This is a genomic window from Sphaerotilus uruguayifluvii, assembly GCF_013294065.1.
Lineage (GTDB): Bacteria > Pseudomonadota > Gammaproteobacteria > Burkholderiales > Burkholderiaceae_C > Sphaerotilus > Sphaerotilus uruguayifluvii.
The window spans coordinates 1-24,525 of the sequence record NZ_JABSNM010000030.1; the positions used below are offsets into that span (position 1 = coordinate 1).

Sequence of the window (24,525 nt, forward strand, 5' to 3'; positions counted from 1 at the left end):
GGACCATCACACGCCTCTTGATGCCCTCAAGTCCTGGCGGGCCAAGTCACCCGACTTGTTCAAGAAGCGGCCAAAGAATCTCCCGGGTCTTGACAGCTAGAGGGGGCCGCCCTTGGAGGTGACGCGCTCGTGCAACGTTGTGACTGCTCGGCGCAGCATCGCCTAACCCACGCCACCGGTCGCAGGCTGGCAGGCAGATACAGCGGATGGCCGGGGTGTCCGTCCTTCGTCAGCCGCAGATAGTGCAGTGCGGGAAGCATGGCGCGCACCACGTTGTGCCGGCCGCGGTGGGTGCCGTGAACGCCCCAGGCCGCGACCACCACGCCGGCCTCGGCGGCCAGCTTCTGAAGATAGGCGTCGTTTTCTGGCCCGACCGGGTCGTCCTGTGCCAGAAGGTCGGTCGGCCGCGTGGCGCGGTAGGCAAAGAGGTTGACCATGCACAGCGCGCCATGGCCCCAGGATCGTGCGAACGCGATGCAGCGCCGGATGGTGGGGTCGTCGGCGGTCTCGTCAGCGGTGCTCGGGTTCAGGCCGATGAACATCGCGGGCGGGCCTTCGCCCCAGCGGCGCCACAGCGCGTAGCGGTAGCGTCTGCAGGGGCTCAGGAGCGCGTCGCGCTGCATCGCTTCGTGCCGCCGAACAGGCCCCTCGAATCTCACCGCCCGAACTCGTCCCCCAGCTCACGCGCCCGCGCCTGCGCCGCCAGCATCGCCTCGACGAAGCTGCCCTTGACCTCCCGCGCATCCAGCGTCGTCAGCGCAGCGTAGGTCGTGCCGCCCTTGGAGGTGACGCGCTCTCGCAGCACCGCCGGCGTCTCGTCGGAGCGGCGCGCCAGCTCGGTGGCGCCGCCGAAGGTGGCCAGCGCGAGCTGCTTGCCCTGCTCGGCCGACAGGCCCATGCGCTCGGCGGCGGCCATCATCGATTCGATGAAATAGAAGACATAGGCCGGGCCGGAGCCCGACAGCGCCGTCACCGCGTCCAGATCGCTTTCCTGCGCGACCCACAGCACCGCGCCGGTGGGCGCGAGCATCGCCTCGACCTGGGCGCGCTCGGCCGCGCTCACCGCCGGGCGCGCGTACAGGCCCGAGATGCCCTGGCCGATCAGCGCCGGCGTGTTGGGCATCGAGCGCACCACGCGGTCCGAGCCGGTGGCCTGGGCGATGGCGTCGCTGCGGATGCCGGCCATCACCGACAGGTGCAGCGCGCCGGCCACGAAGGGCGCGCAGGGCGCGGCCGCGTCCCGGAAGCTCTGCGGCTTGACCGCCCAGACCACCGCGTCCGCCTCGGACAGCGTGGCGTCGGCTGCGGCGAGCGTGCGCACGCCGAAGTCGCGCTCCAGCCGGGCGCGCTGCTCGGCGTTCGGGTCGAGCACGATCAGGTTGGCGCCGGGCGTGCCGCTGCGCACCAGACCGCCGAGGATGGCGGTGGCCATGTTGCCGCCGCCGATGAAGGCGAGGGTGGGGGAGGTGGAGGTGGGGGCGTCGTGTGTCATGGCGGGGAAGTGTATGTCCGAGGGGGGCGGATGACGGCCCTTCAGGATGCCCGCGTGAGGTGGCTGCGCGTGCGCGGGGATGACGGCCGCGACGGCCGCCAGCACCGGGGTTTCAGCTCGTGGGTCCCCGCCTGCGCGGGGATGACGGGAGGGCGGCATCTGCGCGTCCTCCGTCATGGCCGCGAAGGCGGCCATCCACGCCAGGCGCCGGCTCAGTGATCCCCGGCCAGCAGCGCCGCATTGCCCCCGGCCGCCGCGGTGTTCACCGTCAGCGTCTGCTCGCCGCAGAAGCGGTAGAGGTAGTGCGGCCCGCCCGCCTTCGGGCCGGTGCCCGACAGGCCCTCGCCGCCGAAGGGCTGCACGCCCACCACCGCGCCGATCATGTTGCGGTTGACATAGACGTTGCCGACGCGCGCGCGCTCGGCGATGCGGTGGGCACGGTCGTCGATGCGGGTGTGGATGCCCAGCGTCAGGCCGTAGCCCAGCGCGTTGACCTGATCGACCACCGCGTCCACCGGGCCGCTCCAGCGCACGATGTGCAGCACCGGGCCGAAGATCTCCTGCTTCATCTCCTGGACCGACTTCAGCTCGAAGGCCACCGGCGCGATGTGGGTCGCGCTGAAGCGCGCGTCCATCGCGGTGCGGGCGACCAGGCGCGCCTCGCGCTCCAGCCGCGCGACCTGCGTCGACAGGCCGGCATGCGCCTCGGCGTCGATCACCGGGCCGACGTCGACCGACCAGCCGCTGGCCGCGTCGGCCGGGTCGCCGCAGACCAGCTCGGCCATCGCGCCGGCGATCATCTCGCTCACCTTGTCGGCCACGCCCTCGTGCACCAGCAGCAGCCGCAGCGCCGAGCAGCGCTGGCCGGCCGAGCGGAAGGCGCTCTGCACCACCGCGTCCACCACCTGCTCGGGCAGTGCGCTCGAATCCACGATCATCGCGTTCAGGCCGCCGGTCTCGGCGATCAGCGGCACGATCGGGCCGTCGCCCATCGCGAGCTGGCGCTGGATGATCTTCGCGACCTGGGTCGAGCCGGTGAAGCACACGCCGGCGCAGCGCGGATGCGCCACCAGCGCCGCGCCCACCGTCTCGCCGGGGCCGCAGACCAGGCGGATCGCGTCCGCGGGCAGGCCGGCCTCGATCAGCAGCTCGACGCAGCGGCGCGCGCTGCGCGGGGTCTGCTCGGCCGGCTTGGCCGCCACCGTGTTGCCGGCCACCAGCGCCGCCACCACCTGGCCTGCGAAGATCGCCAGCGGGAAGTTCCACGGGCTGATGCAGACGAAGACGCCGCGGCCGTGCAGGCGCAGCTCGTTCTTCTCGCCGGTCGGGCCGGGCAGGGCCTGCGGGGCCAGGCGGGCTTCGGCCTGCTCGGCGTAGTAGCGGCAGAAGTCGATGGCCTCGCGCACCTCGGCCACGCCGTCGCCGAAGGTCTTGCGGCCTTCCTGCGCCAGCAGCGCCACCAGCTCGGTCATCTGGCGCTCCATCAGGTCGGCGGCGCGGCGCAGCACGGCGCAGCGCTCGCTCAAAGGCACCGCGTTCCAGGCCGGCTGCGCGCGGTGCAGCGCGTCCATCGCCAGCGCGGCCGAGGCGGCGCTGTCGTCGGTCGGCGCCGAGGGCATCGGCACCGCCAGGCGGGCCAGCAGCGGCAGGCGCTCGCGCTCGACCACCGGATCGACGCCCAGCGCGTTGACGCGCGACTCGCCGTAGAGCCGGCGCGGCAGCGGCAGCGTCGACGGGGCGGCGGCGCGCAGCGGCGAGGCCAGCAGCGCCGGGATCGACACCGCCTCGTCGGCGAGCTGGTGCACGAAGGAGGAATTGGCGCCGTTCTCCAGCAGCCGGCGCACCAGATAGGCCAGCAGGTCGCGGTGCTCGCCCACCGGCGCGTAGATGCGCAGCGGCGGCGCGTCCGCGCGCTTGAGCACCTCGCGGTGGATGCCTTCGCCCATGCCGTGCAGGCGCTGCAGCTCGAAGCCCGGATCGGCGCCGATGCGCCCGGCCGCGCGCGCCATCTCCAGGATCGCGGCGATGGTGCCGGCGTTGTGGGTGGCGAACTGCGGATAGATCTCGGCGGCGGCCAGCAGGCGCTGCGCGCAGGCCAGGTAGCTCAGGTCGGTGTGGCGCTTGTCGGTCCAGACCGGATAGCCCGGCAGGCCCATTTCCTGCGCGCGCTTGATCTCGCCGTCCCAGTAGGCGCCCTTGACCAGGCGCACCATCAGCCGCAGGCCGTGGCGGCGCGCGATCTCGATGACCGCCTCGACCATTTCCGGCGCGCGGGTCTGGTAGGCCTGCACTGCCAGGCCCAGGCCGCGCCAGGTGGGAAAGCGCTGCGCCACATGCGCCGCGGTGGCGTCGAGCACCGCCAGCGACAGCTCCAGCCGCTCGGTCTCCTCGGCGTCGATGGTGAGGTTCAGGTTGGCGCTGGCCGCCGCGTCCACCAGCGCGAGCAGGCGCGGCATCATCCGGCGCTGCACGGTGGCGAACTGGGCCGCCTCGTAGCGCGGGTCGATCGCCGAGAGCTTGATCGAGATGCCGTCGCCGTCCTCCGGGCGGCTGGCGCGGCCGCGCGCGGCGATGGCGGCGATCGCGTCGGCATAAGACTTCGCGTAGCGCTGCGCGTCGGCGTCGGTGCGCGCGCCTTCGCCCAGCATGTCGAAGCTGTGGCGCAGCAGGCGGTGCTCGCGGTGGTTGGCGGCGGCGCGGTCCAGCGCCTCGCCGATGTTCTGGCCGAGCACGAACTGGCGGCCCAGCAGCTGGATCGCGCGCACCGTGGCCGCCACCACCGTCTTGGCGCCCAGGCGCTGCAGCAGGCCGGCGCGCTGGCCGGTGGCCTCGTCGCCGGGCAGCATCTTCTTCGACAGCTCGATGGCCTGCGCCGCCAGGTGGCTCATCAGCGCATGGTCCTGGCCGTCGTGGGTGTGCGCGGCGAAGTCGGCGCGGCCGAGCTGGTCGGCGGTCAGGGCCAGCGCGGTCTCGGTGTCGGGCACGCGCAGCAGCGCCTCGGCCAGGCGCATCAGCGCCAGACCTTCGGCGCTGGAGATCGGGTATTCGCGCAGCAGCGATTCCATCGCCCAGAACGGCGCCGGGTGCCGGCGCACCGCGTCCACCCACGGCGTGCCCAGCGTGATCACCGCCGCCCAGTCGAGCCGGCCGTGCAGCTCGGCCAGCAGCCGTGCGACCTGCTGCGACTCGTCGCGCACCGGCGGCGGCAGGCGGTCCGGAAAGAGGGAGGCCAGGGCGGGAAGGTCGGTCAGGGCGTTCATGGCGGTGGTCTCGGCGATGTTGGAAAGGTCTCCAGCGTATTCGTCAGGAGGCAGAACAACTCGCCAAAATCAGCGGTGACAACCGGATAATGTCCGGCATGGCCAATGACCGCACCTCCTCCGATCTGGACAAGATCGACCGTCGCATCCTCGCGCTGCTGCAGGCGGACGGGCGGATCTCCAACCTGAAGCTGGCCGAGGCGGTGCATCTGTCGCCGACCGCGGTGCTGGAGCGGGTGCGCCGTCTGACCCGCGAGGGCTTCATCCTCGGCTACGAGGCGCGGCTCGACCCGGTCAAGCTCGACGCCGGGCTGATGGTCTTCGTCGAGGTGCTGCTCGACCGCACGGTGCAGGACGTGATGGACACCTTCCGCGCCGCGGTGCAGGTGCGCCCCGAGATCCTGGAATGCCACCTGGTGGCCGGCGGCTTCGACTACCTGCTCAAGACCCGCGTGGCCGACATGGCCGCCTACCGCGAGTTCATCGGCTCGGTGATCTGGGCGCTGCCCGGCGTGCGCGAGACGCGCACCTATGTGGTGATGGAAGAGGTCAAGAACACCGCGGCGATCAAGCTCTGAGCGTCGGCGTGCCGGGCTCCGGGCGCGCCGGCGCCATGGTCCCGGCGGGACCGGCACTGCTTCTCGTTCATGCACCCCCTGTTCGCGGGGGTGGGTGGCGTGATTCAACCTTTTGAAGGGTTGAATTGCGAAAACCGATTGACGAGGGCATCCATGCCGTTGGGAACAGACAAGAACCACTTGCTCGCAGGCCGGCCGGGCCGCGGATCGCGTCGCGCGCCGGCGCTGCTGGCGCTGGCCGCTGCTCTGGCCATGCCGGCCGCGCCCGCGCTGGCGCAGCTGCCGGCCGGCGTCTACAAGTGCCGCACCGACACCGGCATCGTCTTCCAGGGCCAGCCCTGTCCGGGCGACCTGGGGCGGGTCAGCGGGACGCAGCCGGCCTCCGGCGCGACCGCCGCGCCGTCGTCGCCGGTGCAGATCGCCACGGCGGCGATGCTGGCCCTGCCCGCGGGTCCGCAGACCCGGACGGCCGCGCCGGCGGCCGTCGCGCCGTCGCTCAGTCGACCTTGACGTGCACGCTGCCCGGGCGGCCGGGCTCGCGCTTGGGCAGGTCGATGCGCAGCACGCCGTCGCGGTAGCTGGCGCGCGCCTCCTCGCCGCGCACCGGCGCGGGCAGCGGCACCGAGCGCTGGAAGCTGCCGTAGGCGCACTGCAGCACGCGCCAGCGGCCCTCGGTGGATTCGCGCTCGAAGCGCTTCTCGCCGCGCACCTGCAGCGTGTCGCCGCCGATCTCGATCGAGAAGTCCTCCTTGCGCATGCCCGGTGCCTCGATGCGCACCACCAGGCGCTGCTCGTCCTCGAACACGTCGCCGCCGAGCATCGCCCAGGACTGCGCCGGGAAATGCAGCGGATCGTCGATCTCGTGGCGCTCGGGCAGCTGGGTCTGCTCGCCCGGGCGGAAGCGGGTCAGCGCACCGGCGGCGGTGTGGCGCAGCCGGTCCCAGCCCTCGGAGAACGAACCCCAGAACTGGCCGAGGTTCTCGCGGATGTCGTCGATCTTCATGCGCTGCTCCTGATCAAGCGGGTGGAGGAAAACGGGAGGGGGCGGGCCGGTCGCGGCCGGCCCTGCAGGCTCACTGCACCTGGACCTCGATGCGGCGCGGCTGCGCGTGCGAGGCCCGCGGAATGCGCACGCGCAGCACCCCGTGGCTCATCTCGGCCGCGATGCGGCCGCTGTCGAGCTCGCGGCTGAGCGTGAAGGTGCGCCGGTAGCGCGGCAGCGCGACCTCGGCATGGCTGATCTCCAGCCCGGCCGGCGCGGGCACCCGGGCCTCGCCCTCGATCGAGAGCTGGTCGCCGTCGACGCGCAGGTGCAGCGCCTCGCGCGGCACGCCCGGCAGGTCGGCGTACAGCGTGATGCCGCCGGCATCCTCGATGACGTCGACCGGCGGGACGATCGCCGGATCCGGGCGGGTCGGGTCGGTGCCGCCGGTCGGTGTCGGTGCGGCGTTCTGGGAACGGTTCGGCGTGTTCATCGTGCAACTCCTGTCAGCGATCGTGTCGGTGTTCACCACCGGTACTTGCCGGAACTCACTGGACCTCGATGCGGCGGGCCTGCGCGGCCTGGCGGCGGCGCACGCTGACCTGCAGCACGCCGTCGCGGTAGCGCGCCTCGACCGCGTCCGGGTCGATGTCGTCGGGCAGGCTGACGACGCGGCGGAAGCGGCCGGAAAAGCGCTCGGCCAGATGCTGGGTGGCCTTGTCGTCGGCGGACGGGCGGGTCGGGGCGCGCTCGCCGGCCAGCGTCAGCACGCCGCGTTCCAGCTGCACCTCGATCGAGGCGGGCTCGAGGCCGGGCGCGAAGGCCCAGACCTCGACGCTGGACGGCGTGGTGCCGACGTTCAGTGCGGGGTAGCCACCGCGGCCGCTGCCGCGGATGGTGGCGGGCGTGTCGGCGCCGGCCTGGAGCTCGCGCTGCAGGCGGTCGAACTCGGCGAACAGGTCGCGCGGGAACAGGCTTCTGTAGAGCATGGAAGCAACCTCCGTGGTGCGGTGGATCGGCGCGGGCCGGGGCCCGTCGTCCGTGTCTTTCCTGCTCTGGCAGATGGGATGGCGGCGCCGGCTTTCAAGACCGTCAGCCGGCGGCCTTCGGCGCGCGGTGGCCGAAGATCGCGGTGCCGATGCGCACGATCGTCGCGCCTTCGAGAACGGCCGCCTCGAGGTCGTCGCTCATGCCCATCGACAGCGTGTCGAGCGCCAGGCCCTCGGCGCGCAGCCGCTCGAGCAGCTCGCGCAGCGCGCGGTGCGGCTCGCGCTGCGCCTGCAGACCCTCGGCCGGCGCGGGAATCGCCATCAGGCCGCGCAGGCGCAGCCGCGGCAGCGCCGCCACCGCGCGCGCCAGCGCCGGCACCTCGGCCGGGTCGACGCCGCTCTTGCTGTCCTCGGCGCTGATGTTGACCTGCAGGCAGACCTGCAGCGGCGCCAGCCCCACGGGGCGCTGCGCCGACAGCCGCTCGGCGGTCTTCAGCCGGTCGACCGAATGCACCCAGTCGAAGCCTTCGGCCACCACGCGGGTCTTGTTCGACTGCAGCGGCCCGATCAGGTGCCACTCGAGGTCGGCGCGCAGGTCGGCCAGCGCGGCGATCTTGTCGAGTCCTTCCTGGACGTAGTTCTCGCCGAAGGCGCGCAGGCCGGCGGCATGGGCCAGGCGCACCTCGTCGGCGCCGCGGGTCTTGCTGACTGCCAGCAATTGCACGGATTGCGCCGGCCTGGCCGCCTGGGTGCAGGCCGCCTTAAGGCGCTGGTGTACAACTTGGATGTTGCCGTTGAGCATCGTCATAATCGTCGACTTGGAGTTTTTCATTTATTTCCGGGTCGGCAGGGCCGCCCGCCCGCTCGAGGGCGGAGCCGCCCGGGAGGTATCGCTGCATGGAAATCACTGAACTTCTGAGATTCGCGGTCCGCAACAAGGCCTCCGACCTGCATCTCTCGGCCGGCATGCCGCCGCTGATCCGCGTCCACGGCGACGTGCGCCGGCTCAACGTCGACCCTCTGCCGCACGAGAAGGTGCACGAGATGGTCTACGACGTGATGAACGACGCCCAGCGCAAGGCCTTCGAGGCCAAGCTGGACTGCGACTTCTCGTTCGAGATCAACGGCCTGTCGCGCTTCCGGGTCAACGCCTTCATGCAGAACCGCGGCATCGGCGCGGTCTTCCGCTCGATCCCCAGCAAGATCCAGACGCTGGAGGACCTGAAGTGTCCGAAGGTGTTCGGCGAGCTGGCGCTGCGCCCGCGCGGCCTGGTGCTGGTCACCGGCCCGACCGGCTCGGGCAAGTCGACGACGCTGGCGGCGATGATCAATCACCTGAACGAGAGCGAGTACAGCCACATCCTGACGATCGAGGATCCGATCGAGTTCGTGCACGAGTCGAAGAAGTGCCTGATCAACCAGCGCGAGGTCCACCGCGACACCGAGAGCTTCTCGGCGGCGCTGCGCGGCGCGCTGCGCGAGGATCCGGACGCGATCCTGGTGGGCGAAATGCGCGACCGCGAGACCATCCAGCTGGCGCTGACCGCGGCCGAGACCGGCCACCTGGTCTTCGGCACGCTGCACACCTCGAGCGCGGCCAAGACCATCGACCGGATCATCGACGTCTTCGACGCCGGTGACAAGGACATGGTGCGGGCGATGCTGTCGGAGTCGCTGGTGGCGGTGATCTCGCAGACGCTGTGCAAGAACCGCGAGGGCAACGGCCGGGTCGCGGCGCACGAGATCATGCTGGGCACGCCGGCCATCCGCAACCTGATCCGCGAGGCCAAGGTCGCGCAGATGTATTCGATCATCCAGACCGGCCAGGCCCAGGGCATGCAGACGCTCGACCAGTGCCTGGCCGACCTGGTGCGCCGTGGGCAGATCAACGCGGCCGAGGCCCGTGGCAAGGCCCGTTCGCCCGAGAACTTTCCCGGCTGAGCCGGCGAGGACTGCTTCAGATGGAACGCGATCAGGCATCCAAGTTCATCAACGACCTGCTGAGCCTGCTGGTCTCCCGCGGAGGTTCGGACCTGTTCCTGACCTGCGACTTCCCGCCGGCGATGAAGGTCGACGGCAAGGTGGTGCGCGTGTCGCCGCAGGCGCTGTCGGGCCAGCACACGATGGCGCTGGCCCGCTCGATCATGAACGACAAGCAGGCGGCGGAGTTCGAGCGCACCAAGGAGTGCAACTTCGCGATCTCGCCGAAGGAGATCGGGCGCTTCCGCGTCAATGCCTTCGTGCAGCAGGGCCAGACCGGCCTGGTGCTGCGCACCATCCCGAAGGACCTGCCCAACATCGACCGCCTGGGCCTGCCCAACGTGCTCAAGGACCTGACGATGACCCGGCGCGGGCTGATCATCATGGTCGGCGCCACCGGCTCGGGCAAGTCGACGTCGCTGGCGGCGATGGTCGACCACCGCAACGTCAATGCCTGCGACCACATCGTCACGATCGAGGATCCGGTCGAGTTCGTGCATCCGCACAAGAACTCGATCGTCACGCAGCGCGAGGTCGGCATCGACACGCTGAACTGGGAGGCGGCGCTGAAGAACACGCTGCGCCAGGCGCCCGACGTGATCCTGATGGGCGAGATCCGCGACCGCGAGACGATGCAGCACGCGGTGGCCTTCGCCGAGACCGGCCACCTGTGCATGGCCACGCTGCATGCGAACAACGCGAACCAGGCGCTCGACCGCATCGTCAACTTCTTCCCGGAGGAGCGGCGCGACCAGCTGCTGATGGACCTGTCGCTGAACCTGCGCGCGCTGATCTCGCAGCGCCTGGTGCCGCGCCAGGACGGCAGCGGCCGCATCGCGGCGGTCGAGGTGCTGATCAACACGCCGCTGGTGTCGGACCTGGTCTTCAAGGGCGAGGTCTCGGCGATCAAGGACGTGATGAAGCGCAGCCGCGAGCACGGCATGCAGACCTTCGACCAGGCGCTGTTCGACCTCTTCGAGGGCTACTTCATCACCGAGGAGGACGCGCTGCGCAATGCCGACTCGCTCAACGACCTGCGCCTGATGATCAAGCTGCACAGCCGGCGCAAGGCGGCCGAGCTGGCCAGCCAGCCGCCCGAAGAGCTGCGGGACTTGTTCGTCAAGCCGGCCGAGGAGGACCGGCTGCTGGGGCGCCTGGCTCCGAAACCGCTTAGGATGACCGACCTCCAATGAACCTCCCGTGCACGGAGCCGAGCCCGCGATGACCCGCAGTCACGATCCGATCGAACCCCGCCGCGTCGCCTTCCTGGGCCTGGGCGTGATGGGCGGCCCGATGGCCGGCCACCTCGCCCGTGCCGGCCACGCCGTCACCGTCTACAACCGCACCGCCGCGAAGGCCGCCGACTGGGTCGCCGCCCACGCCGGCCTGACGGTGGCCTGCGCAGCCACGCCGCGCCAGGCGGCCGGGCAGGCCGACATCGTCTTCATCTGCGTCGGCAACGACGACGACCTGCGCTCGGTGGTGCTGGGCGAGGACGGGGCGCTGGCCGGCCTGAAGCCGGGCGGCCTGCTGGTGGACTACACCACCGCCTCGGCCGACGTGGCGCGCGAGCTGGCGCTGCTGGCGCGCGCGCGGGGCTGCGACTTCGTCGACGCGCCCGTGTCCGGCGGTCAGGCGGGCGCGGTCAACGGCGTGCTGACGGTGATGTGCGGCGGCACGCCCGAGGCCTTCGAGAAGATGCGCCCGGTCGCGATGGCCTTCTCGCGCGCCGTCACGCGCCTGGGCGACAGCGGCGCCGGCCAGCTCGCGAAGATGGTCAACCAGATCTGCATCGCCGGCCTGGTGCAGGGCCTGTCGGAGGCGATCGCCTTCGGCCAGAACGCCGGGCTCGACATGAAGCAGGTGCTCGAGGTCATCGGCAAGGGCGCGGCGCAGAGCTGGCAGCTCGACAACCGCGGCACGACGATGGTGGACGGCCAGTTCGACTTCGGCTTCGCGGTCGACTGGATGCGCAAGGATCTCGGCCTGGTGCTGGAGGAGGCGCGCCGCAACGGCTCGCGCCTGCCGGTGACCGCGCTGGTCGACCAGTTCTACGCCGAGGTGCAGGCGCTGGGCGGCGGCCGCCAGGACACCTCCAGCCTGATCCGCCGGCTGCGCTGAGCCGGCGCGCTCGCGCTCAGCGGGCCTTGAGGTTGGCCAGCTGCTCCGGCGTCAGGATCTCGACCAGACGCACGACCTTGGCGACGCCGGAGACGGTGCGCGCGAGGTCGATCGCGCGCTGCGCCTCCTCCTCGGTCACCCGGCCCATCAGGTAGACCACGCCGCGCTCGACGGTGATGTGGAAGGCGCTGGCCGACAGCCCCGCGGCGTCGACGAAGGTCGCCTTGACCTTGCCGGCCAGCAGCAGGTCGCGCGAGCGCTCGCTCGTCGAGCTCGGCCACATGACGCCCAGGTCGTTGACCACCGAGCGCACGCCGTCGACCCGCGTCGCGGCCTGCTCGATCGCGGCCTTGTCCGCCTCGTTGAAGACCTCGCCGGTCAGCAGCACCTGGCGGTTGTAGCTGTTGACGCTGACATGCGAGCGTTCTCCGGCGACCGTGCGGATGCGCTGGCCGACCTTGAGCTCCAGGCCCTCGTCCTCGAGCTGCACGCCGGCGCTGCGGCGGTCGCTGGCCACCAGCACGCCGCCGACGGCCGCGCCGCCGACGAGCACCGGGGCGCAGCCCGCCAGCAGCGACGCCAGCAGCGCGGGCAGCAGCACCGTGCGCAGCAGGGGCGGGGTCTTCAGCGGCGTCTTCATCGTCTCGATCCTTTCGTGGAGCCTCATTCCTCGCCGAGCAGCGACACGTCGATCGCGTCGCACAGGCAGTGGATGACCAGCAGGTGGACTTCCTGGATGCGCGCGGTGCGGTCATGCGGCACGCAGATGTGGATGTCCTCGCCGGCGAGCAGCGTGCCGATGCGCCCGCCGCCCTTGCCGGTCAGCGCGATGACGGTCATGTCCTTCTCGTGCGCCGCCTCGATCGCGGCGATGACGTTGCCGGAGTTGCCGCTGGTGCTGATGGCCAGCAGCACGTCGCCGGGCTGGCCCAGCGCCTGCACCTGCTTCGAGAAGACATGCTCGTAGCCGTAGTCGTTGCCGACCGCGGTCAGGATCGAGGTGTCGGTGGCCAGCGAGATCGCCGGCAGGCCCGGGCGCTCGCGCTCGAAGCGGCCGACCAGCTCGGCGGCGAAGTGCTGGGCGTCCCCGGCCGATCCGCCGTTGCCGCAGGCCAGCACCTTGCCGCCGGAGGTGATGCAGTTCAGCAGGATCTGGGCCGCGTCGCCGACCGGCCGGGTGAGGACTTCGGCGGCGGCGTACTTGACGTCGGCGCTGTCGAAGAACTGTTGTTGGATGCGTTGCTCGAGCATGGCGTCGATGATATGCCAGCGCGCGCGCCGCTCCGTTTCGGGCGGATTTCAGAAGCGCAGGGCGCCTCTCCTCAGCCGGCGTCGAAGGCCGCCACCAGCCATTCGAGCTCGTCGCCGTCGATCGCCACCACGTCGAAGCGGCACGGCGGCCACTCGCCCCGCAGCCGCTGCAGGTAGTGGCGCGCGGCCAGGATGATGCGCCGGCGCTTGGCGTGCGTGATGCTGGCTGCGGCCCCGCCGTGGTCGTCGCGGCCGCGGCTGCGCACCTCGACGAAGACCAGCGTGCCCTCGCGGTCGGGCGCGCGCAGGATCAGGTCGATCTCGCCGCCGCGTGCCGACGGGCCCGCGGCCACTCGATAATTGCGCTGCACCAGCACCAGCCCGTGGCGCTGCAGGTGCTGCAGGGCCCGGTCCTCCGCGGCCGATCCGATCCCGATCCTCGTGGCGCCTCCGGCGTTTCCGTCCGTGACTCTCGACATTTCCGTCCCCCCCTCGATCGTCCAGGCCGCGGCGCTGGCCGCCGGCCAGCAGCAGCATCCGGCCGCCTCACTGTATGTCGTGGCCACGCCGATCGGCAACATCGCCGACCTCAGCCTGCGCGCGGTGCATGTGCTGGCGCTGGTCGACGCGGTGGCCTGCGAGGACACCCGCGTCAGCGCCGGGCTGCTGCAGCGCCTGGGCCTGGGCAAGCCGCTGATCGCGCTGCACGAGCACAACGAGGAAGCGGCCGCGCCGCGCGTGGTCGAGCGCCTGAGGCGCGGCGAGCGCGTGGCCTATGTCAGCGATGCCGGCACGCCGGCGATCTCCGACCCCGGCGCGCGCCTGGTGGCGGCGGTGCGCGAGGCGGGCTTCCGGGTCATTCCGCTGCCCGGCCCCAGCAGCGTGGTGACGGCGCTGAGCGCGGCCGGCGACATCGCGGGGCAGGGCTTCCGCTTCGCCGGCTTCGTCTCGCCGAAGGCCGCGGCGCGCGAGCGCGACCTGCGCCGGCTGGCCGAGGACGCCGGCACCTGCGTGATCTTCGAGGCGCCGCACCGCATCGAGGCGCTGGCCGCCGCGCTGGCGCAGACGATGCCCGAGCGGCGCCTGACCGTCTGCCGCGAGCTGACCAAGCAGTTCGAGTCCATCCACACGCTCGCGGCCGAGGCCTTTCCCGCCTGGCTGGCCGCCAGCGACGACCACCGCCGCGGCGAGTTCGTGCTGGTGCTGCACGCCCGCCCGGCGCCCGAGGCTGAGGAGGCCGGCGCCGCGACCGCCTCGACCGAACGGCTGCTGGAAGTGCTGCTGGAGGATCTGCCGCTCAAGCAGGCGGTGGCGCTGGCGGTGCGCGCCACCGGCGCGCCCAAGGGCGAGCTCTATGCGCGTGCGCTGGCGCTGAAGGCCGGCGACGAGGCGGCGCAGGCGCCCGAGGCCGCCGCTGCCGCCCCGGCCGCCGCGGTGCCGCCGGACTGGCCCGAGCGCCGGCCCGTGCGGCGCGAGCGCCCGCGCCGCTGATCGACGGCTTGTCCCCCGGCCGGCCAGGGGTGGGGCGACCCGCCTTGCACGCACGTCGGGTTCACATCGAGAATGAAAATTCGCGAGGGGGAGAACAAGCCGTGCTTCCAAGACCACGAGCATCCGTCCTGCAGGCCGTGCTGCTGGGCGTCCTGCTGATGCTGCCGTCGGCCCGGGCCGGAGCGGCGGCCTGGCGCTTCGCGCCGGAGAGCGACTACGGCCCCTTCGTCTACCAGGACCGCCAGGGCCGGGTGCGCGGCCTGTCGATCGACCTGCTCGACGAGATGCGCCAGCAGGCCGACCTGCCGGTGCAGATGCTGCCGGCGCGGCCGCTGGCCGATCAGCTCGCCGCGACCCGCCGCGGCGAGGTCGATTTCCTGTCCTCGCTGCGGCCGACGCCGGAGCGCGCGCAGTACCTGTCGTTCTCGCGGCCCTATGTCAGCGTGCCGGCGGTCATCGTCGGGCGGCGCGTGCATGACTCGCTGGCCGAGCTGGCGGGCCGGCCGGTGGCGGTCGGGCGTGGCTACGCGGTCGAGGCCCATGTGCGCACCCAGCATCCGGAGGTCGGCTGGCGCGCGGTCGACAGCGACCTCGACGGCCTGCGCCAGATGCTGCGCGGCGAGGTCGACGCGGTGGTCGCCGATGTCGCGAGCGTGCATTTCGTCGCCCGAGAGCATGATCTGGGCGGCCTGGTCATCGGCGCGCCGGTCGGCTTCGAGTACCCGCTGAGCTTCGCCTGGCGACGCGACCGCCCCGAGCTGGGCGAGGCGCTGGAGGAGGCGCTGCGCCGGGTGCCGGCCGCGCGCCGGCGCGATCTGCTGCAGCGCTGGGGCGTCAGCATCGAGACCGGCGCCGAGACCGGCCTGCGGCTGTGGGCCGGTCGCATCGGCCTGCTGCTGCTCGGGCTGGCGCTGCTGCTGTCGGCGCTGGCGCTATGGCGCCGCCGCCCGTCGCCCGGGGGCAGCCGATGAGCGCGGCGCCGATCGATCCGGCCCATGCCGCCGGCGCCGAGGGTGCTGCGGCCGCCGCCGATGTCGAGTCCGTGCTGCTGCGGGGCTGGCAGCGCCGGCCCGGGCGGATGGCGCTGGCCACGGCGACCGGCGCGGCGCTGCTCGCCGGCCTGGCGCTGCTGCTGGCCAGCCAGCCCGGCAGCCTGGTCAGCCCGTGGATGGCCGATGCCTTCGGCATGGTGGCGCTGCTGTGCACCACCGGGCCGCGCCAGCGCCTGCAGGCGCTGGCGGCGCTGCTGGCCGGGCTGGCGCTGGCCGGGCTGCTGAGCGGGCTGGGCGGCGCGACGCTGCTGTCCTGGCTGCCGGGCCACGCGGCGGCGATGCTGCTGGGCGCGCGGGTGCTGCAGGTCTCGCCCGACCGGCTGCGGCTGCTGTCGAGTCCGCGGGCGTGCGCGCGCGTCGGGCTCAGCGCGGTGCTGCTGCCGGCGCTGGTGGCCGCGAGCCTGTCGGTGCCGCTGATGCTGCTGGCCGGGCAGACGGGCGCGTCGGCGCCGCTGGCCTGGCTGAACCTGGTGCTGGGCAGCCTGATCGGCACGCTGGCGCTGCTGCCGCTGCTGCTGGCGCTGCTGCGCCTGAAGCCGGCCGAGATGGCGGCCTGGGTCGATGTCGACACCCTGGTGCTGCTGTGCGTGTCGCTGGGCGTGGCGGTGCTGGCGCTGCTGCATCTGGCCTACCCTTTCGTCTACATCGGCCTGCCGCTGCTGGTGGCGGCGGTGCGGCTGCGCTTCGTGCAGGTGTCCCTGCTGGTGCTGTGCGTCGCGCAGGCGGTCGGCGCGATGATCTCGCTGGGCCTGCTGGCCACGCCGCCGACCACCACGCACTGGCAGGACGCGCTGGTGCACCTGTCGGTGGCGATGATGCTGGTGCCCTCGCTGCTGCTGTCGGCCTCGATGGGCGCGGCGCTCGAGCGCGAGGTCGCGCTGGAGCGCGAGCGCGAGCGCTACCGGCGCCTGTACGAGCGCACGCCGGCGATGATGCATTCGATCGGTCCGGACGGCCGCATGCTCGCGGTCAGCCGGCTCTGGCTCGAGCGGCTCGGCTACGACGAGCGCGACGTCGTCGGCCGGCCGTCGACCGACTTCCTCGACGCCGAGTCGCGCCGGCGCGCGATCGAGCAGGTCATTCCGGCCTTCCTGCGCAGCGGCGAATGCCGCGATGTCGAGTACCGCATGGTCGCCCGCGACGGCGGCCATCTGGACGTGCTGCTGTCGGCGATCAGCGAGCATGACGAGCAGGGGCGCTTCATCCGCTCGCTGGCGGTGCTGGAGGACGTGACGCGCAAGCGCCTGGCCGAGCAGCTCGCGCTGCAGCACCGTCACACCGCGGCGATGCTCGAGAGCATCGGCGACGCGGTCGTCGGCCTGGACCGGCTCGGCCGGGTCCGCAGCCTCAATCCGGCCGCGGTCGAGATGATCGGCTGGACGCTCGACGAGGTGCGCGGCCGGCCGTGGGCGGGGCTGCTGGGGCGGCAGGCGCTCGACGGCGGCTCGGCGCCGGGCGATCCGGTCGAGCGCTGCCTGCTCGACGACAGCCGGCCGGCGCCGGTGAGCTGCCGGCTGCGCTGCCGCGACGGTCGCTGGCGCGTGGTGCGCGAGACCGCGGTGCCGCTGCACGAGCCGGGCGAGCGCGGCGACGCGCAGTCGGTCGGCGTCGTGCTGACGCTGCAGGACATCACGGCCGCGCACGATCTCGAGCGCACGCTGGCGCGCCAGGCCCACCATGACGCGCTGACCGGTCTGCCCAACCGGCTGCTGCTGCAGGACCGGCTGCACAAGGCGCTGCAGCTGCGGCGGCGCCAGCACGGCCGGCTCGCGCTGCTGTTCATGGACCTGGACCATTTCAAGCAGGTCAACGACCGCCATGGCCACGACGCCGGCGACGCGCTGCTGCGGGCGGTGGCGCGGCGGGTGCAGGAGGCGGTGCGCGCCAGCGATACCGTCTGCCGCCTCGGCGGCGACGAGTTCGTCGTGCTGCTGCCGCAGATCGAGGAGTCGCCGGACGCCCGGCGGGTCGCGCAGCACATTCTCGAGGCGGTCGACCGTCCCTACCGGATCGGCGCGCTGGAGCTGCGGGTCTCGTTCAGCATCGGCATCGCCGTCAGCCCGGAGGATGGCGATGACGAGGCCACGCTGATGCGTCGCGCCGACACCGCGATGTACCGGGTCAAGCACGAAGGTCGCCACGGCCTGGGTTTCCACCAGCAGGGCGACACCGATCTGGGGAACGCCACGGTGTAGGCTTGCGTCCCGGAGGAACGGGGTGGATCGGCGCGTGGCGGATGGCGAGACGGTGAGGGCGGGGCTTCGGGCGACGCGGGGCAGGGGGCCGGACCGGCGGGTCTGGCTGCGGGCGCTGGGCGCGCTGGCGCTGGCGGCGCCCGGCGCGGTGCGTGCCGATGCCCGGGGCGAGCCGGCGCCGGCCGCGGGCGGATGGCCGGCGCTGCCGCGGCTGCAGCCGCGGCAGCGCGTGCTGGCCAACGGGCTGCGGGTGGTCGCGCTGCCCGACGAGCGCCGCGTCGGCCGGGCCGGGGCCGGCGTCGTCGCGGTGCAGATCTGGTACCGGGTGGGCGGCAAGGACGATCCGCCGGGCCGCTCGGGCTTCGCGCACCTGTTCGAGCACATGATGTTCCGGCGCACCCGGCGCCTGCCCGACGAGGCCTTCGACCGGCTCACCGAAGACGTCGGCGGGCGCAACAACGCCTTCACCGCCGAGGACACGACCGCCTACCTCAGCCTGGTGCCCTCGGGCCACCTGGAGCGCATCCTGTGGGCCGAGGCCGAGCGCATGGCCTGGCTGCAGGTCGACGAGAGCAGCCTGCGCAGCGAGCGTGCGGTGGTGCAGGCGGAGTTCCGCCAGCGCGTGCTGGACGATCCGTACGGGCCGCTCTTCCACGGCCTGGCGCCGGCCTTCTGGCAGGCCCATCCCTACCGTCGCCCGGTCATCGGCCGCATCGAGGACCTGGACGCGGCGACGCTGGCCGACGTGCAGCGCTTTCACGATGCCTACTACCGGCCGGACAACGCCACGCTGGTGGTGGCCGGCGACTTCGATCCGGCGCAGCTCGAGCGCTGGGTGGACCGCCACTTCGGGCCGCTGCAGGCGCCGCGGGGGCCGGTGCCGCGCATGCCGGTCGTCGAGCCGCCGCGCGAGGCCGATGCGCGCACGGTGCTGGCGGCTGCGCAGGTGCCGGCGCCGGCGGTGGCGCTGATGTGGCGCGGCCCGGCCGCCTCGCATCCGGATGCGGTGGTCTGGCGCGTGGTCGCGGCGCTGCTGGGCGACGGCGACTCCTCGCGCATGGTCGCCGCGCTGGTCGAGCGCGAGCGCCTGGCGCAGGGCGCCGGCTTCGGCGTCGACCTGTTCGCCGAGGCCGGCATGCTCAGCGCCTGGGCGATCGCCGCCGGCCCGTCGGTGGTCGGCCTCGATCCGCGCGCCGATCCGCGCCTGCCGCGGCTGGAGGAGGCGCTGCTGCGCGAGCTGCACCAGCTCGCGCATGGCCGCCTGGCGCCGGCCGAGCTCGACAAGGTCCGCACCCGGCTGCTGACCGAGGCGCTGGTGTCGCGCCAGAGCGCCGAGGGCCGGGCGCTGGCCGCCGGCTGGGCCGAGATGCTGCAGGGCGACGCGGCCGCGGCCGACGCCGACCTGCAGCGGCTCGCCGCGGTGCAGGCCGAGGACGTGCGCCGCGTGCTGCGCAGCCAGCTGCTCGGCGCGCCGCGGGTGACGCTGCAGTACGTGCAGCAGCCCCCGACCGGGGGACGGCGATGATGCGCCGGCGCGATCTGATGCGCTCGGTGATGCAGGGCGGTCTGGGCTTCGGCCTGGCCGGCGCGGCGCTGTCGGGCTGCGCCGGGCCGGCGCTGTCCTCGGCCTCGGGCGTGCCGCGGGCCGGGCCGCCGCGCGGCAGCAGCCTGGCGGTGCCGGGTCTGCCCGAGCCCGGGCCGATGGCGCCGGTGCATGTGCCCGACGTGGTGCGGCTGCGCCTGGGCGGCGGCGCGCCGGAGCTGATCGTCGCGACGCAGGACGAGCTGCCGCTGGTCAGCGTGTCGATGCGGGTGCGCTGCGGCAGCGCGGCCGATCCTCCCGGGCGCGCGGGCTGCGCGATGCTGCTGTCGCAGATGCTGGCGCGCGGCGCGATGCGCCAGGGCCAGCCGGTCGACGGCGCCACGCTGGCGCGCCAGGCCGAGGCGCTGGGCGGCTCGATCGCCACCGGCGTGCACGACAGCGGCATCTGGGTGGACATGACGGTGATGACGCCGCGCCTGCCCGAGGCGCTGGCGCTGCTGGTCGATCTGGTGCGCCGGCCGCTGCTGGGCGCGCAGGAGCTGCAGCAGGTGCGCGCGCAGGCGATCGACGGGCTGGGGCTGCGGCTGCAGGACCCGGCGCTGCTGGCCACGCTGGTGGCGCGCCGCTCGGCCTGGGGGCGCAGCCTGCACGGGCTGGTGACGACGCCCGAGAGCCTGCAGGCGGTGCGCCGCGAGGATCTGGCGGCGATGCACCGGCGCTGGTTCCGCCCGGACCGGCTCGCCATCGTGCTGGCCGGCGACATCGATCCGGCGCGGGCCCGTGCGCTGATGCGCCCGCTGCTGGAGGGCTGGCGAGCCGGCGAGCCGGCCACCTACGAGATGCCCAGCGCGGCGCCGCAGCCGGTGCTGCCCGCGACGCTGCTGATCGACCTGCCGTGGGCGGCGCAGAGCAGCGTCGTCGTCAGCGCGCCCTTCGTCGCGCTGGACGCGCCGGACCGCCGGGTCGCGCAGATGGCCGCGGCGGTGGTGGGCGGCGGCTATTCGGCCCGGCTGAACCAGGCGGTGCGGGTGCGCCGCGGCCTGTCCTACGGCGCCGACGGCCGCATCGAGCAGCAGCGCGCCGGCGGCCTGTTCTTCGCCGAGACGCGCGTCGAGCACCGCCATGCCGCCGAGGCGGTGCTGCTGATGCGCGAGCAGATGCTCTCGCCCGGACGCGAGCCGCCCGACGAGGCCGAGCTGCAGGCGCGGCGCGCGGCGCTGGTGGGCAGCTTCGCGCGCCGGCTCGACACCACCGAGGGGCTGGCCACGCAGCTCGGCGAGCTCTGGGCCCAGGGCGTGGCGCTCGACGAGCCGGCGCGCTTCGCCGGCGAACTCGCCGGCGTCGACGGCCTGCAGGTGCTGGAGTTCGTGCGCCGGCGCTGGCCGGCCGCGGCGCTGCGCACCGTCGTCGTCGGCCGGCTCGAGGGCGCGGGCGAGTCGCTGCAGGGGCTGGATGCGCAGTCCCTGCGCCTGGACGCGACGACGCTGGCGCTCGACAGTCCGATGCTGCGCCGCTGAGACACATTGCCCGCGCCGCCGCGTCCCTCGGCGCCGGGGCGGGCCGCGTGTCACCGGGCGGTGCGGGTTTGCCCCGACAATGGCGATCCCTGTGCCGCGTGCCCGTACCGCGGCCGACGTCCAGCACCACCTTCTTCCCTTCTGTCGTCCATGCGCATCGCCCTCGTCACGCCCATGCTGCCCGTCCCGCACGACCAGACGCGGGGCCGCTACATCCACGAGACCGCCCGCTCGCTCGGCCGGCTCGCCACCGTCAAGACCTTCCTGCAGACGATGCAGTATCCGAAGGTGCCGGGCCTGCGCCCGCGCAGCTTCATCTACGGTTCGATCGGCCCCGACTACCGGCTCGACGGCTGCGATGTCGAGACCTTCGACTACATGGGCCTGCCGGTCGTCAGCCGCGGCTGGAACGGCCACATCGCCAGCTGGTCGCTGACGCCCAGGGTGCGGCGCTTCAAGCCCGATCTGGTGCTGGCCTACTGGGTCTATCCGGACGGCTTCGCCGCGCTGCGCACCGCGCGTGCGCTGGGCGTGCCCTGCGTGGTGGGCGCGCTGGGCTCGGACATCCATGTGCGCTCGGGCGTCAACGAGAAGATGACGCGGCGCACCATCGACGGCGTCGACGCGCTGCTGACCGTCTCGGAGGCGATGCGCCAGTACTCGATCCGCGAGTTCGGCGCGCCCGCCGACAAGGTCCACACCATCATCAACGGCTTCAACACCGCCGTCTTCAAGCCGCTCGACCAGGCCGCGCTGCGCGCGAAGTGGGGCGTCAGGCCGGACGAGAAGATGATCGTGTACGTCGGCCGCTTCGTCGAGGCCAAGGGCATGCGCGAGCTGATCACCGCCTTCCAGACGCTGGCCAAGGACGATCCGAAGGTCACGCTGGCGCTGGTGGGCGACGGCGTGATGAAGGCCGAGCTGATGGAGCTGGTGCGCTCGACCGGCCTGACCGAGCGGGTGCACCTGCCCGGCGGCCAGGCACCGGAGCAGGTCGCCGAATGGATCAACGCCGCCGACGTGCTGACGCTGCCAAGCTGGTCGGAGGGCTATCCGAACGTGGTGGTCGAGGGCGTGGCCTGCGGCCGCCCGGTGGTGGCCACCGATGTCGGCGGCACCCGCGAGATCCTGCACGAGCGCAACGGCATCCTGATCCCGCCGCGCGACGCCGGCGCGCTGACGAAGGCGCTGCGCGACGCGCTCGACCGCGACTGGGACCACGCCGGCATCGCCGCGGCGATGAGCCGCACCTGGGACGACGTGGCGGTCGAGACGCTGAAGGTCTGCGAGCAGGTGGTCGCCGGCCGCACCGGCCGGCGCGCGGCCTGAGCCGGCCGGCCGCGCGGCCGGTCGCTCAATCGCTCCGTCAATCCAGCGGCTGCGTCTGCGGCGTGGTCTTGAAGGCGCTTCGGGCATAGCCCAGCGCCTCGGCACGCGCCAGCGCGGCGTCGAGCTCCGAGGGCGGCAGCTGTGGCGTGCGCGACAGCACCCAGCCGAACTGGCGCTTCGGCTCGCCCACCAGCACCCAGCGCTGGTCCGGCCCGAAGGCCAGGATCCAGTAGTCGCCGTAGAAGGGCCGGAAGAAGCTCACCCGCAGCTTGGCGTTGCCGCTGCCCGGCACCACCTTGGCGATGCCGGTGATGTCCTCGACCGCGCCGTCGGCGGTGCGGCAGCGGTTGCGCACCTCGATGTCGTCGCCGACCGGGCGATAGCGTGCCTGGGTGTCGGCGACGCACTGCTTCTGGAAGCGGTTCGGCAGCGAGGCGACCTCGTACCAGGCGCCGGCGTAGCGCGCCAGGTCGACCGAGGCCACGGTCGGCAGCGGCGCGGCCGGCGTGCCCGGGCCCGAGGCGCAGCCGGCCAGCGCCAGCAGCGCCGCGCCCGCCGCCAGCGCCATCGTCAGACGGGCCGCCTTCATGCCATGCCCTGGTGACGCAGCAGCGCGTCGATCTTCGGCTCGCGGCCGCGGAAGGCCCGGAAGTTGTCGATCGCGTCGCGCGCGCCGCCCGCCTCCAGGATCTCGCGGCGGTAGCGCCGGCCGGTCTCGGGGTTGAGCACGCCTTCTTCCTCGAAGGCGCTCCAGGCGTCGGCGCTGAGCAGCTCGGCCCACTTGTAGCTGTAGTAGCCCGCCGCGTAGCCGCCGGCGAAGATGTGCGAGAAGGTGTGCTGGAAGCGGTTGAAGGCCGGCGGCTTCATCACCGCCACCTCGTCGCGTACCTCGTCGACGACCTGCTGGATGCGCGCGTCGCTGCCCGGCTCGGCGTGCAGGCGCATGTCGAGCAGCGCGAACTCCACCTGGCGCAGCGTCATCAGGCCGCTCTGGAAGTTTTTCGCGGCGATCATCTTGTCGAAGAGGGCGCGCGGCAGCGGCTCGCCCGAGTCGACATGGGCGGTCATGTGCTTGAGCACCTCCCATTCCCAGCAGAAGTTCTCCATGAACTGGCTCGGCAGCTCGACCGCGTCCCACTCGACGCCGGAGATGCCCGACACGCCCAGGTCCGCCACCTGCGTCAGCATGTGGTGCAGGCCGTGGCCGAACTCGTGGAACAGGGTCTGCACCTCGTCGTGCGTCAGCAGCGCGGGCTTCGTCCCCACCGGCGCCGAGAAGTTGCACACCAGATGCGCCACCGGCGTCTGCAGCGTGCCGGTGTCCGGGCGCAGCCAGCGGCCCTTCACGTCGTCCATCCAGGCGCCGGGACGCTTGCCCGGGCGTGCGTAGGGGTCGAGATAGAACTGGCCGACCAGTTCGCCGCCGCGCTCGATGCGGTAGAAGCGCACCGACTCGTGCCAGACCGGCGCGCTGTCCGGGCGGATCGCCACCTCGAACAGCGTCTCGATGATGCGGAACAGCCCTGCGAGCACCTTCGGCTCGGTGAAATACTGCTTCACCTCCTGGTCGCTGAAGGCGTAGCGCGCCTCCTTGAGCTTCTCGCTGGCGAAGGACACGTCCCAGGACTTCAGCTCGCTCAGGCCCAGCTCCTTGGCGGCGAACTCGCGCAGCTCGGCCAGATCCTTCTCGGCGTAGGGCCGGGCGCGGCGGGCCAGGTCGCGCAGGAAGTCCATGACCTGCTGCGGGCTCTCGGCCATCTTGGCGACCAGCGAGACGTCGGCGTAGGTGGCGTAGCCCAGCAGCGCGGCCTCCTCCTGCTTCAGGCGCAGGATCTCGGCCATCACCGCGGTGTTGTCGCGCTCGGGCGGCCCGGCCTCGCAGGCGCGGGTGACGTAGGCCGTGTACAGGCGCTCGCGCAGCGCACGGTTCTCGGCGTACTGCATCACCGGCAGGTAGACCGGCATGTGCAGCGTGAGCTTGTGGCCGTCCTGGCCCGCAGCCTCGGCCGCGGCGCGGGTGGCGGCCTGCACGTCCGCCGGCACGCCGGCGAGCTCCTCCGTCGTGACGAGGCAGGAGAAACTGTCGGTGGCGTCGAGCACATGCTCGGAGAAGGCCTGGCTCAGCTCGGCCAGCCGCTCCTGGATCTGCGCGAAGCGCACCTTGGCCTCGCCCTGCAGCTCGGCGCCCGACAGCACGAAGTCGCGCAGCCAGTGCGACAGCGCCTGCTGGCGCGGCGCGCTCAGCGTGGCCGCGGCGGGGCTGGCGGCGATGGCCTTGTACTTGGCGTAGAGCCGCTCGTCGGCGCCCTGGCGGGTATAGAACTCGGTGATGCGCGGCAGGTTCTCGTTGAAGGCGGCGCGCAGCTCCGGCGTGTCGGCCACGCCCTTGAGATGCCCGACCGCACCCCAGGCGCAGCCCAGGCGTTCGGTGGCGACGGTCAGCGTGCGCGACAGCGTGTCGTAGTCGGCCGGGGTGTCGGCGGCGACCGCGGTCTCGAGCGCGGCGTTCGCGTCGGCCAGCAGCGCATCGAGCGCCGGGCTCACATGCTCCGGGCGGATGGCGTCGAACAGCGGCAGCGGGGAGGAGGTCAGCAGCGGATTGGCGGCGGTGTCGGTCATCGGCATGGGCAGCAGGGCTGGAAAGCGAAGGGGACGGACAGGCGACGCGCCGGACGGCACGAAGCCCCGGCCAGCGTAACCGACCGGGGCTTCAGGTGGGGGCGGGCAGGGCATCCGCAAGGGGCC

The 24,525-nt window shown here is 72.8% G+C and carries 23 protein-coding genes; 11 read left to right on the forward strand and 12 right to left on the reverse strand.

Features of this window, described 5'->3' with window-relative positions:
- Window positions 1-59: 59 nt before the first annotated feature.
- The 3 genes from HNQ01_RS21000 to HNQ01_RS21010 form a co-directional block, all read right to left on the reverse strand.
- Window positions 60-623 carry a DUF1643 domain-containing protein gene (locus HNQ01_RS21000; protein WP_173807471.1) on the reverse strand — a complete coding sequence of 188 codons (564 nt, stop codon included), beginning with the start codon at window positions 621-623 and terminating at the stop codon, window positions 60-62.
- A gap of 32 nt (window positions 624-655) precedes the next feature.
- Window positions 656-1,492, reverse strand: a complete 837-nt coding sequence (proC, locus tag HNQ01_RS21005) for a pyrroline-5-carboxylate reductase (protein WP_173807472.1) — start codon at window positions 1,490-1,492, stop codon at window positions 656-658.
- A 212-nt stretch (window positions 1,493-1,704) separates the two neighbouring features.
- The gene (locus HNQ01_RS21010; protein WP_173807473.1) at window positions 1,705-4,752 is read right to left on the reverse strand and encodes an L-glutamate gamma-semialdehyde dehydrogenase; all 3,048 of its coding nucleotides are present in this window, start codon (window positions 4,750-4,752) and stop codon (window positions 1,705-1,707) included.
- Between the two features lie 98 nt (window positions 4,753-4,850).
- Here HNQ01_RS21010 and HNQ01_RS21015 point away from each other — a divergent pair, with 98 nt between their 5' ends.
- The gene (locus HNQ01_RS21015) at window positions 4,851-5,330 is read left to right on the forward strand and encodes an Lrp/AsnC ligand binding domain-containing protein (RefSeq protein WP_173807474.1); all 480 of its coding nucleotides are present in this window, start codon (window positions 4,851-4,853) and stop codon (window positions 5,328-5,330) included.
- 153 nt (window positions 5,331-5,483) lie between these two features.
- Window positions 5,484-5,840, forward strand: a complete 357-nt coding sequence (locus HNQ01_RS21020) for a hypothetical protein (RefSeq protein ID WP_173807475.1) — start codon at window positions 5,484-5,486, stop codon at window positions 5,838-5,840.
- Here the strand turns inward: HNQ01_RS21020 and HNQ01_RS21025 are convergent.
- The 4 genes from HNQ01_RS21025 to HNQ01_RS21040 all read right to left on the reverse strand — a co-directional run bounded on the left by HNQ01_RS21025 (window position 5,827) and on the right by HNQ01_RS21040 (window position 8,109).
- On the reverse strand, window positions 5,827-6,333 hold the full coding sequence (locus HNQ01_RS21025; protein WP_173807476.1) for an Hsp20/alpha crystallin family protein: 507 nt from the start codon (window positions 6,331-6,333) through the stop codon (window positions 5,827-5,829). The genes HNQ01_RS21020 and HNQ01_RS21025 overlap by 14 nt on opposite strands.
- Window positions 6,334-6,403: 70 nt before the next feature.
- Window positions 6,404-6,805 carry an Hsp20/alpha crystallin family protein gene (locus tag HNQ01_RS21030; RefSeq protein WP_173807477.1) on the reverse strand — a complete coding sequence of 134 codons (402 nt, stop codon included), beginning with the start codon at window positions 6,803-6,805 and terminating at the stop codon, window positions 6,404-6,406.
- Window positions 6,806-6,860: 55 nt separating this feature from the next.
- Window positions 6,861-7,301: an Hsp20/alpha crystallin family protein gene (locus HNQ01_RS21035; protein ID WP_173807478.1), complete on the reverse strand. Its 441-nt coding sequence runs from the start codon at window positions 7,299-7,301 to the stop codon at window positions 6,861-6,863.
- A gap of 103 nt (window positions 7,302-7,404) precedes the next feature.
- The gene (locus tag HNQ01_RS21040; protein WP_173807479.1) at window positions 7,405-8,109 is read right to left on the reverse strand and encodes a YggS family pyridoxal phosphate-dependent enzyme; all 705 of its coding nucleotides are present in this window, start codon (window positions 8,107-8,109) and stop codon (window positions 7,405-7,407) included.
- Window positions 8,110-8,198: 89 nt separating this feature from the next.
- On the opposite strand from HNQ01_RS21040, the gene HNQ01_RS21045 reads away from it, so the two are divergent.
- From HNQ01_RS21045 to HNQ01_RS21055, 3 genes are read left to right on the forward strand one after another with little or no spacing between them, the layout of a single operon-like run.
- Window positions 8,199-9,242, forward strand: coding sequence for a type IV pilus twitching motility protein PilT (locus HNQ01_RS21045; protein WP_173807480.1), 1,044 nt, complete (start codon window positions 8,199-8,201; stop codon window positions 9,240-9,242).
- Window positions 9,243-9,262: 20 nt separating this feature from the next.
- Complete coding sequence (locus HNQ01_RS21050; protein ID WP_173807481.1) at window positions 9,263-10,474, forward strand: PilT/PilU family type 4a pilus ATPase; 1,212 nt, start codon at window positions 9,263-9,265, stop codon at window positions 10,472-10,474.
- A 28-nt stretch (window positions 10,475-10,502) separates the two neighbouring features.
- Complete coding sequence (locus tag HNQ01_RS21055; protein WP_173807482.1) at window positions 10,503-11,402, forward strand: NAD(P)-dependent oxidoreductase; 900 nt, start codon at window positions 10,503-10,505, stop codon at window positions 11,400-11,402.
- A 16-nt stretch (window positions 11,403-11,418) separates the two neighbouring features.
- On the opposite strand, the gene HNQ01_RS21060 is transcribed toward HNQ01_RS21055, so the two are convergent.
- From HNQ01_RS21060 to HNQ01_RS21070, 3 genes are all read right to left on the reverse strand, one after another.
- Window positions 11,419-12,042, reverse strand: a complete 624-nt coding sequence (locus HNQ01_RS21060; RefSeq protein WP_173807483.1) for a BON domain-containing protein — start codon at window positions 12,040-12,042, stop codon at window positions 11,419-11,421.
- Between the two features lie 23 nt (window positions 12,043-12,065).
- Window positions 12,066-12,653 carry a phosphoheptose isomerase gene (locus tag HNQ01_RS21065; protein ID WP_173807484.1) on the reverse strand — a complete coding sequence of 196 codons (588 nt, stop codon included), beginning with the start codon at window positions 12,651-12,653 and terminating at the stop codon, window positions 12,066-12,068.
- Between the two features lie 71 nt (window positions 12,654-12,724).
- The gene (locus tag HNQ01_RS21070) at window positions 12,725-13,132 is read right to left on the reverse strand and encodes a YraN family protein (RefSeq protein WP_173807485.1); all 408 of its coding nucleotides are present in this window, start codon (window positions 13,130-13,132) and stop codon (window positions 12,725-12,727) included.
- Between HNQ01_RS21070 and rsmI the strand changes: the two genes are divergently transcribed.
- The 6 genes from rsmI to HNQ01_RS21100 all read left to right on the forward strand — a co-directional run bounded on the left by rsmI (window position 13,119) and on the right by HNQ01_RS21100 (window position 21,780).
- The gene (rsmI, locus tag HNQ01_RS21075; protein WP_434801527.1) at window positions 13,119-14,144 is read left to right on the forward strand and encodes a 16S rRNA (cytidine(1402)-2'-O)-methyltransferase; all 1,026 of its coding nucleotides are present in this window, start codon (window positions 13,119-13,121) and stop codon (window positions 14,142-14,144) included. The two genes, HNQ01_RS21070 and rsmI, sit on opposite strands and share 14 nt — an antisense overlap.
- A gap of 137 nt (window positions 14,145-14,281) precedes the next feature.
- Window positions 14,282-15,115: a transporter substrate-binding domain-containing protein gene (locus HNQ01_RS21080; protein ID WP_217427639.1), complete on the forward strand. Its 834-nt coding sequence runs from the start codon at window positions 14,282-14,284 to the stop codon at window positions 15,113-15,115.
- Window positions 15,079-17,391, forward strand: coding sequence for a diguanylate cyclase domain-containing protein (locus HNQ01_RS21085; protein ID WP_217427640.1), 2,313 nt, complete (start codon window positions 15,079-15,081; stop codon window positions 17,389-17,391). Before HNQ01_RS21080 ends, HNQ01_RS21085 begins: the two co-directional genes overlap by 37 nt.
- A 52-nt stretch (window positions 17,392-17,443) precedes the next feature.
- Entirely contained in the window at window positions 17,444-18,916 is a 1,473-nt protein-coding gene (locus tag HNQ01_RS21090; RefSeq protein ID WP_173807488.1) for a M16 family metallopeptidase, read from the forward strand.
- Window positions 18,916-20,451, forward strand: a complete 1,536-nt coding sequence (locus HNQ01_RS21095) for a M16 family metallopeptidase (RefSeq protein ID WP_173807489.1) — start codon at window positions 18,916-18,918, stop codon at window positions 20,449-20,451. The genes HNQ01_RS21090 and HNQ01_RS21095 overlap by 1 nt, the downstream gene beginning before the upstream one ends.
- Before the next feature lie 174 nt (window positions 20,452-20,625).
- A complete protein-coding gene (locus HNQ01_RS21100; RefSeq protein WP_217427641.1) occupies window positions 20,626-21,780 on the forward strand; it encodes a glycosyltransferase in 1,155 nt (384 codons plus the stop codon).
- Between the two features lie 37 nt (window positions 21,781-21,817).
- On the opposite strand, the gene HNQ01_RS21105 is transcribed toward HNQ01_RS21100, so the two are convergent.
- Window positions 21,818-22,369: a lipocalin family protein gene (locus HNQ01_RS21105; RefSeq protein WP_173807491.1), complete on the reverse strand. Its 552-nt coding sequence runs from the start codon at window positions 22,367-22,369 to the stop codon at window positions 21,818-21,820.
- Window positions 22,366-24,399, reverse strand: coding sequence for a M3 family metallopeptidase (locus HNQ01_RS21110; protein ID WP_173807502.1), 2,034 nt, complete (start codon window positions 24,397-24,399; stop codon window positions 22,366-22,368). Before HNQ01_RS21110 ends, HNQ01_RS21105 begins: the two co-directional genes overlap by 4 nt.
- Between the last annotated feature and the right edge of the window lie 126 nt (window positions 24,400-24,525).

Coding starts and splice junctions, on each gene's coding strand:
- HNQ01_RS21045 (WP_173807480.1), top strand. CDS start 8,199: ATGGAAATCACTGAACTTCTGAGATTCGCGGTCCGCAACAAGGCCTCC.
- HNQ01_RS21020 (WP_173807475.1), top strand. CDS start 5,484: ATGCCGTTGGGAACAGACAAGAACCACTTGCTCGCAGGCCGGCCGGGC.
- HNQ01_RS21035 (WP_173807478.1), bottom strand. CDS start 7,301: ATGCTCTACAGAAGCCTGTTCCCGCGCGACCTGTTCGCCGAGTTCGAC.
- HNQ01_RS21060 (WP_173807483.1), bottom strand. CDS start 12,042: ATGAAGACGCCGCTGAAGACCCCGCCCCTGCTGCGCACGGTGCTGCTG.
- HNQ01_RS21070 (WP_173807485.1), bottom strand. CDS start 13,132: ATGTCGAGAGTCACGGACGGAAACGCCGGAGGCGCCACGAGGATCGGG.
- HNQ01_RS21000 (WP_173807471.1), bottom strand. CDS start 623: ATGCAGCGCGACGCGCTCCTGAGCCCCTGCAGACGCTACCGCTACGCG.
- HNQ01_RS21055 (WP_173807482.1), top strand. CDS start 10,503: ATGACCCGCAGTCACGATCCGATCGAACCCCGCCGCGTCGCCTTCCTG.
- HNQ01_RS21050 (WP_173807481.1), top strand. CDS start 9,263: ATGGAACGCGATCAGGCATCCAAGTTCATCAACGACCTGCTGAGCCTG.
- HNQ01_RS21100 (WP_217427641.1), top strand. CDS start 20,626: ATGCTGCCCGTCCCGCACGACCAGACGCGGGGCCGCTACATCCACGAG.
- HNQ01_RS21110 (WP_173807502.1), bottom strand. CDS start 24,399: ATGACCGACACCGCCGCCAATCCGCTGCTGACCTCCTCCCCGCTGCCG.
- HNQ01_RS21030 (WP_173807477.1), bottom strand. CDS start 6,805: ATGAACACGCCGAACCGTTCCCAGAACGCCGCACCGACACCGACCGGC.
- HNQ01_RS21015 (WP_173807474.1), top strand. CDS start 4,851: ATGGCCAATGACCGCACCTCCTCCGATCTGGACAAGATCGACCGTCGC.
- HNQ01_RS21040 (WP_173807479.1), bottom strand. CDS start 8,109: ATGACGATGCTCAACGGCAACATCCAAGTTGTACACCAGCGCCTTAAG.
- HNQ01_RS21010 (WP_173807473.1), bottom strand. CDS start 4,752: ATGAACGCCCTGACCGACCTTCCCGCCCTGGCCTCCCTCTTTCCGGAC.
- HNQ01_RS21085 (WP_217427640.1), top strand. CDS start 15,079: ATGGCGCCGCCGCCCGTCGCCCGGGGGCAGCCGATGAGCGCGGCGCCG.
- HNQ01_RS21105 (WP_173807491.1), bottom strand. CDS start 22,369: ATGAAGGCGGCCCGTCTGACGATGGCGCTGGCGGCGGGCGCGGCGCTG.
- HNQ01_RS21095 (WP_173807489.1), top strand. CDS start 18,916: ATGCGCCGGCGCGATCTGATGCGCTCGGTGATGCAGGGCGGTCTGGGC.
- HNQ01_RS21065 (WP_173807484.1), bottom strand. CDS start 12,653: ATGCTCGAGCAACGCATCCAACAACAGTTCTTCGACAGCGCCGACGTC.
- proC (WP_173807472.1), bottom strand. CDS start 1,492: ATGACACACGACGCCCCCACCTCCACCTCCCCCACCCTCGCCTTCATC.
- HNQ01_RS21025 (WP_173807476.1), bottom strand. CDS start 6,333: ATGAAGATCGACGACATCCGCGAGAACCTCGGCCAGTTCTGGGGTTCG.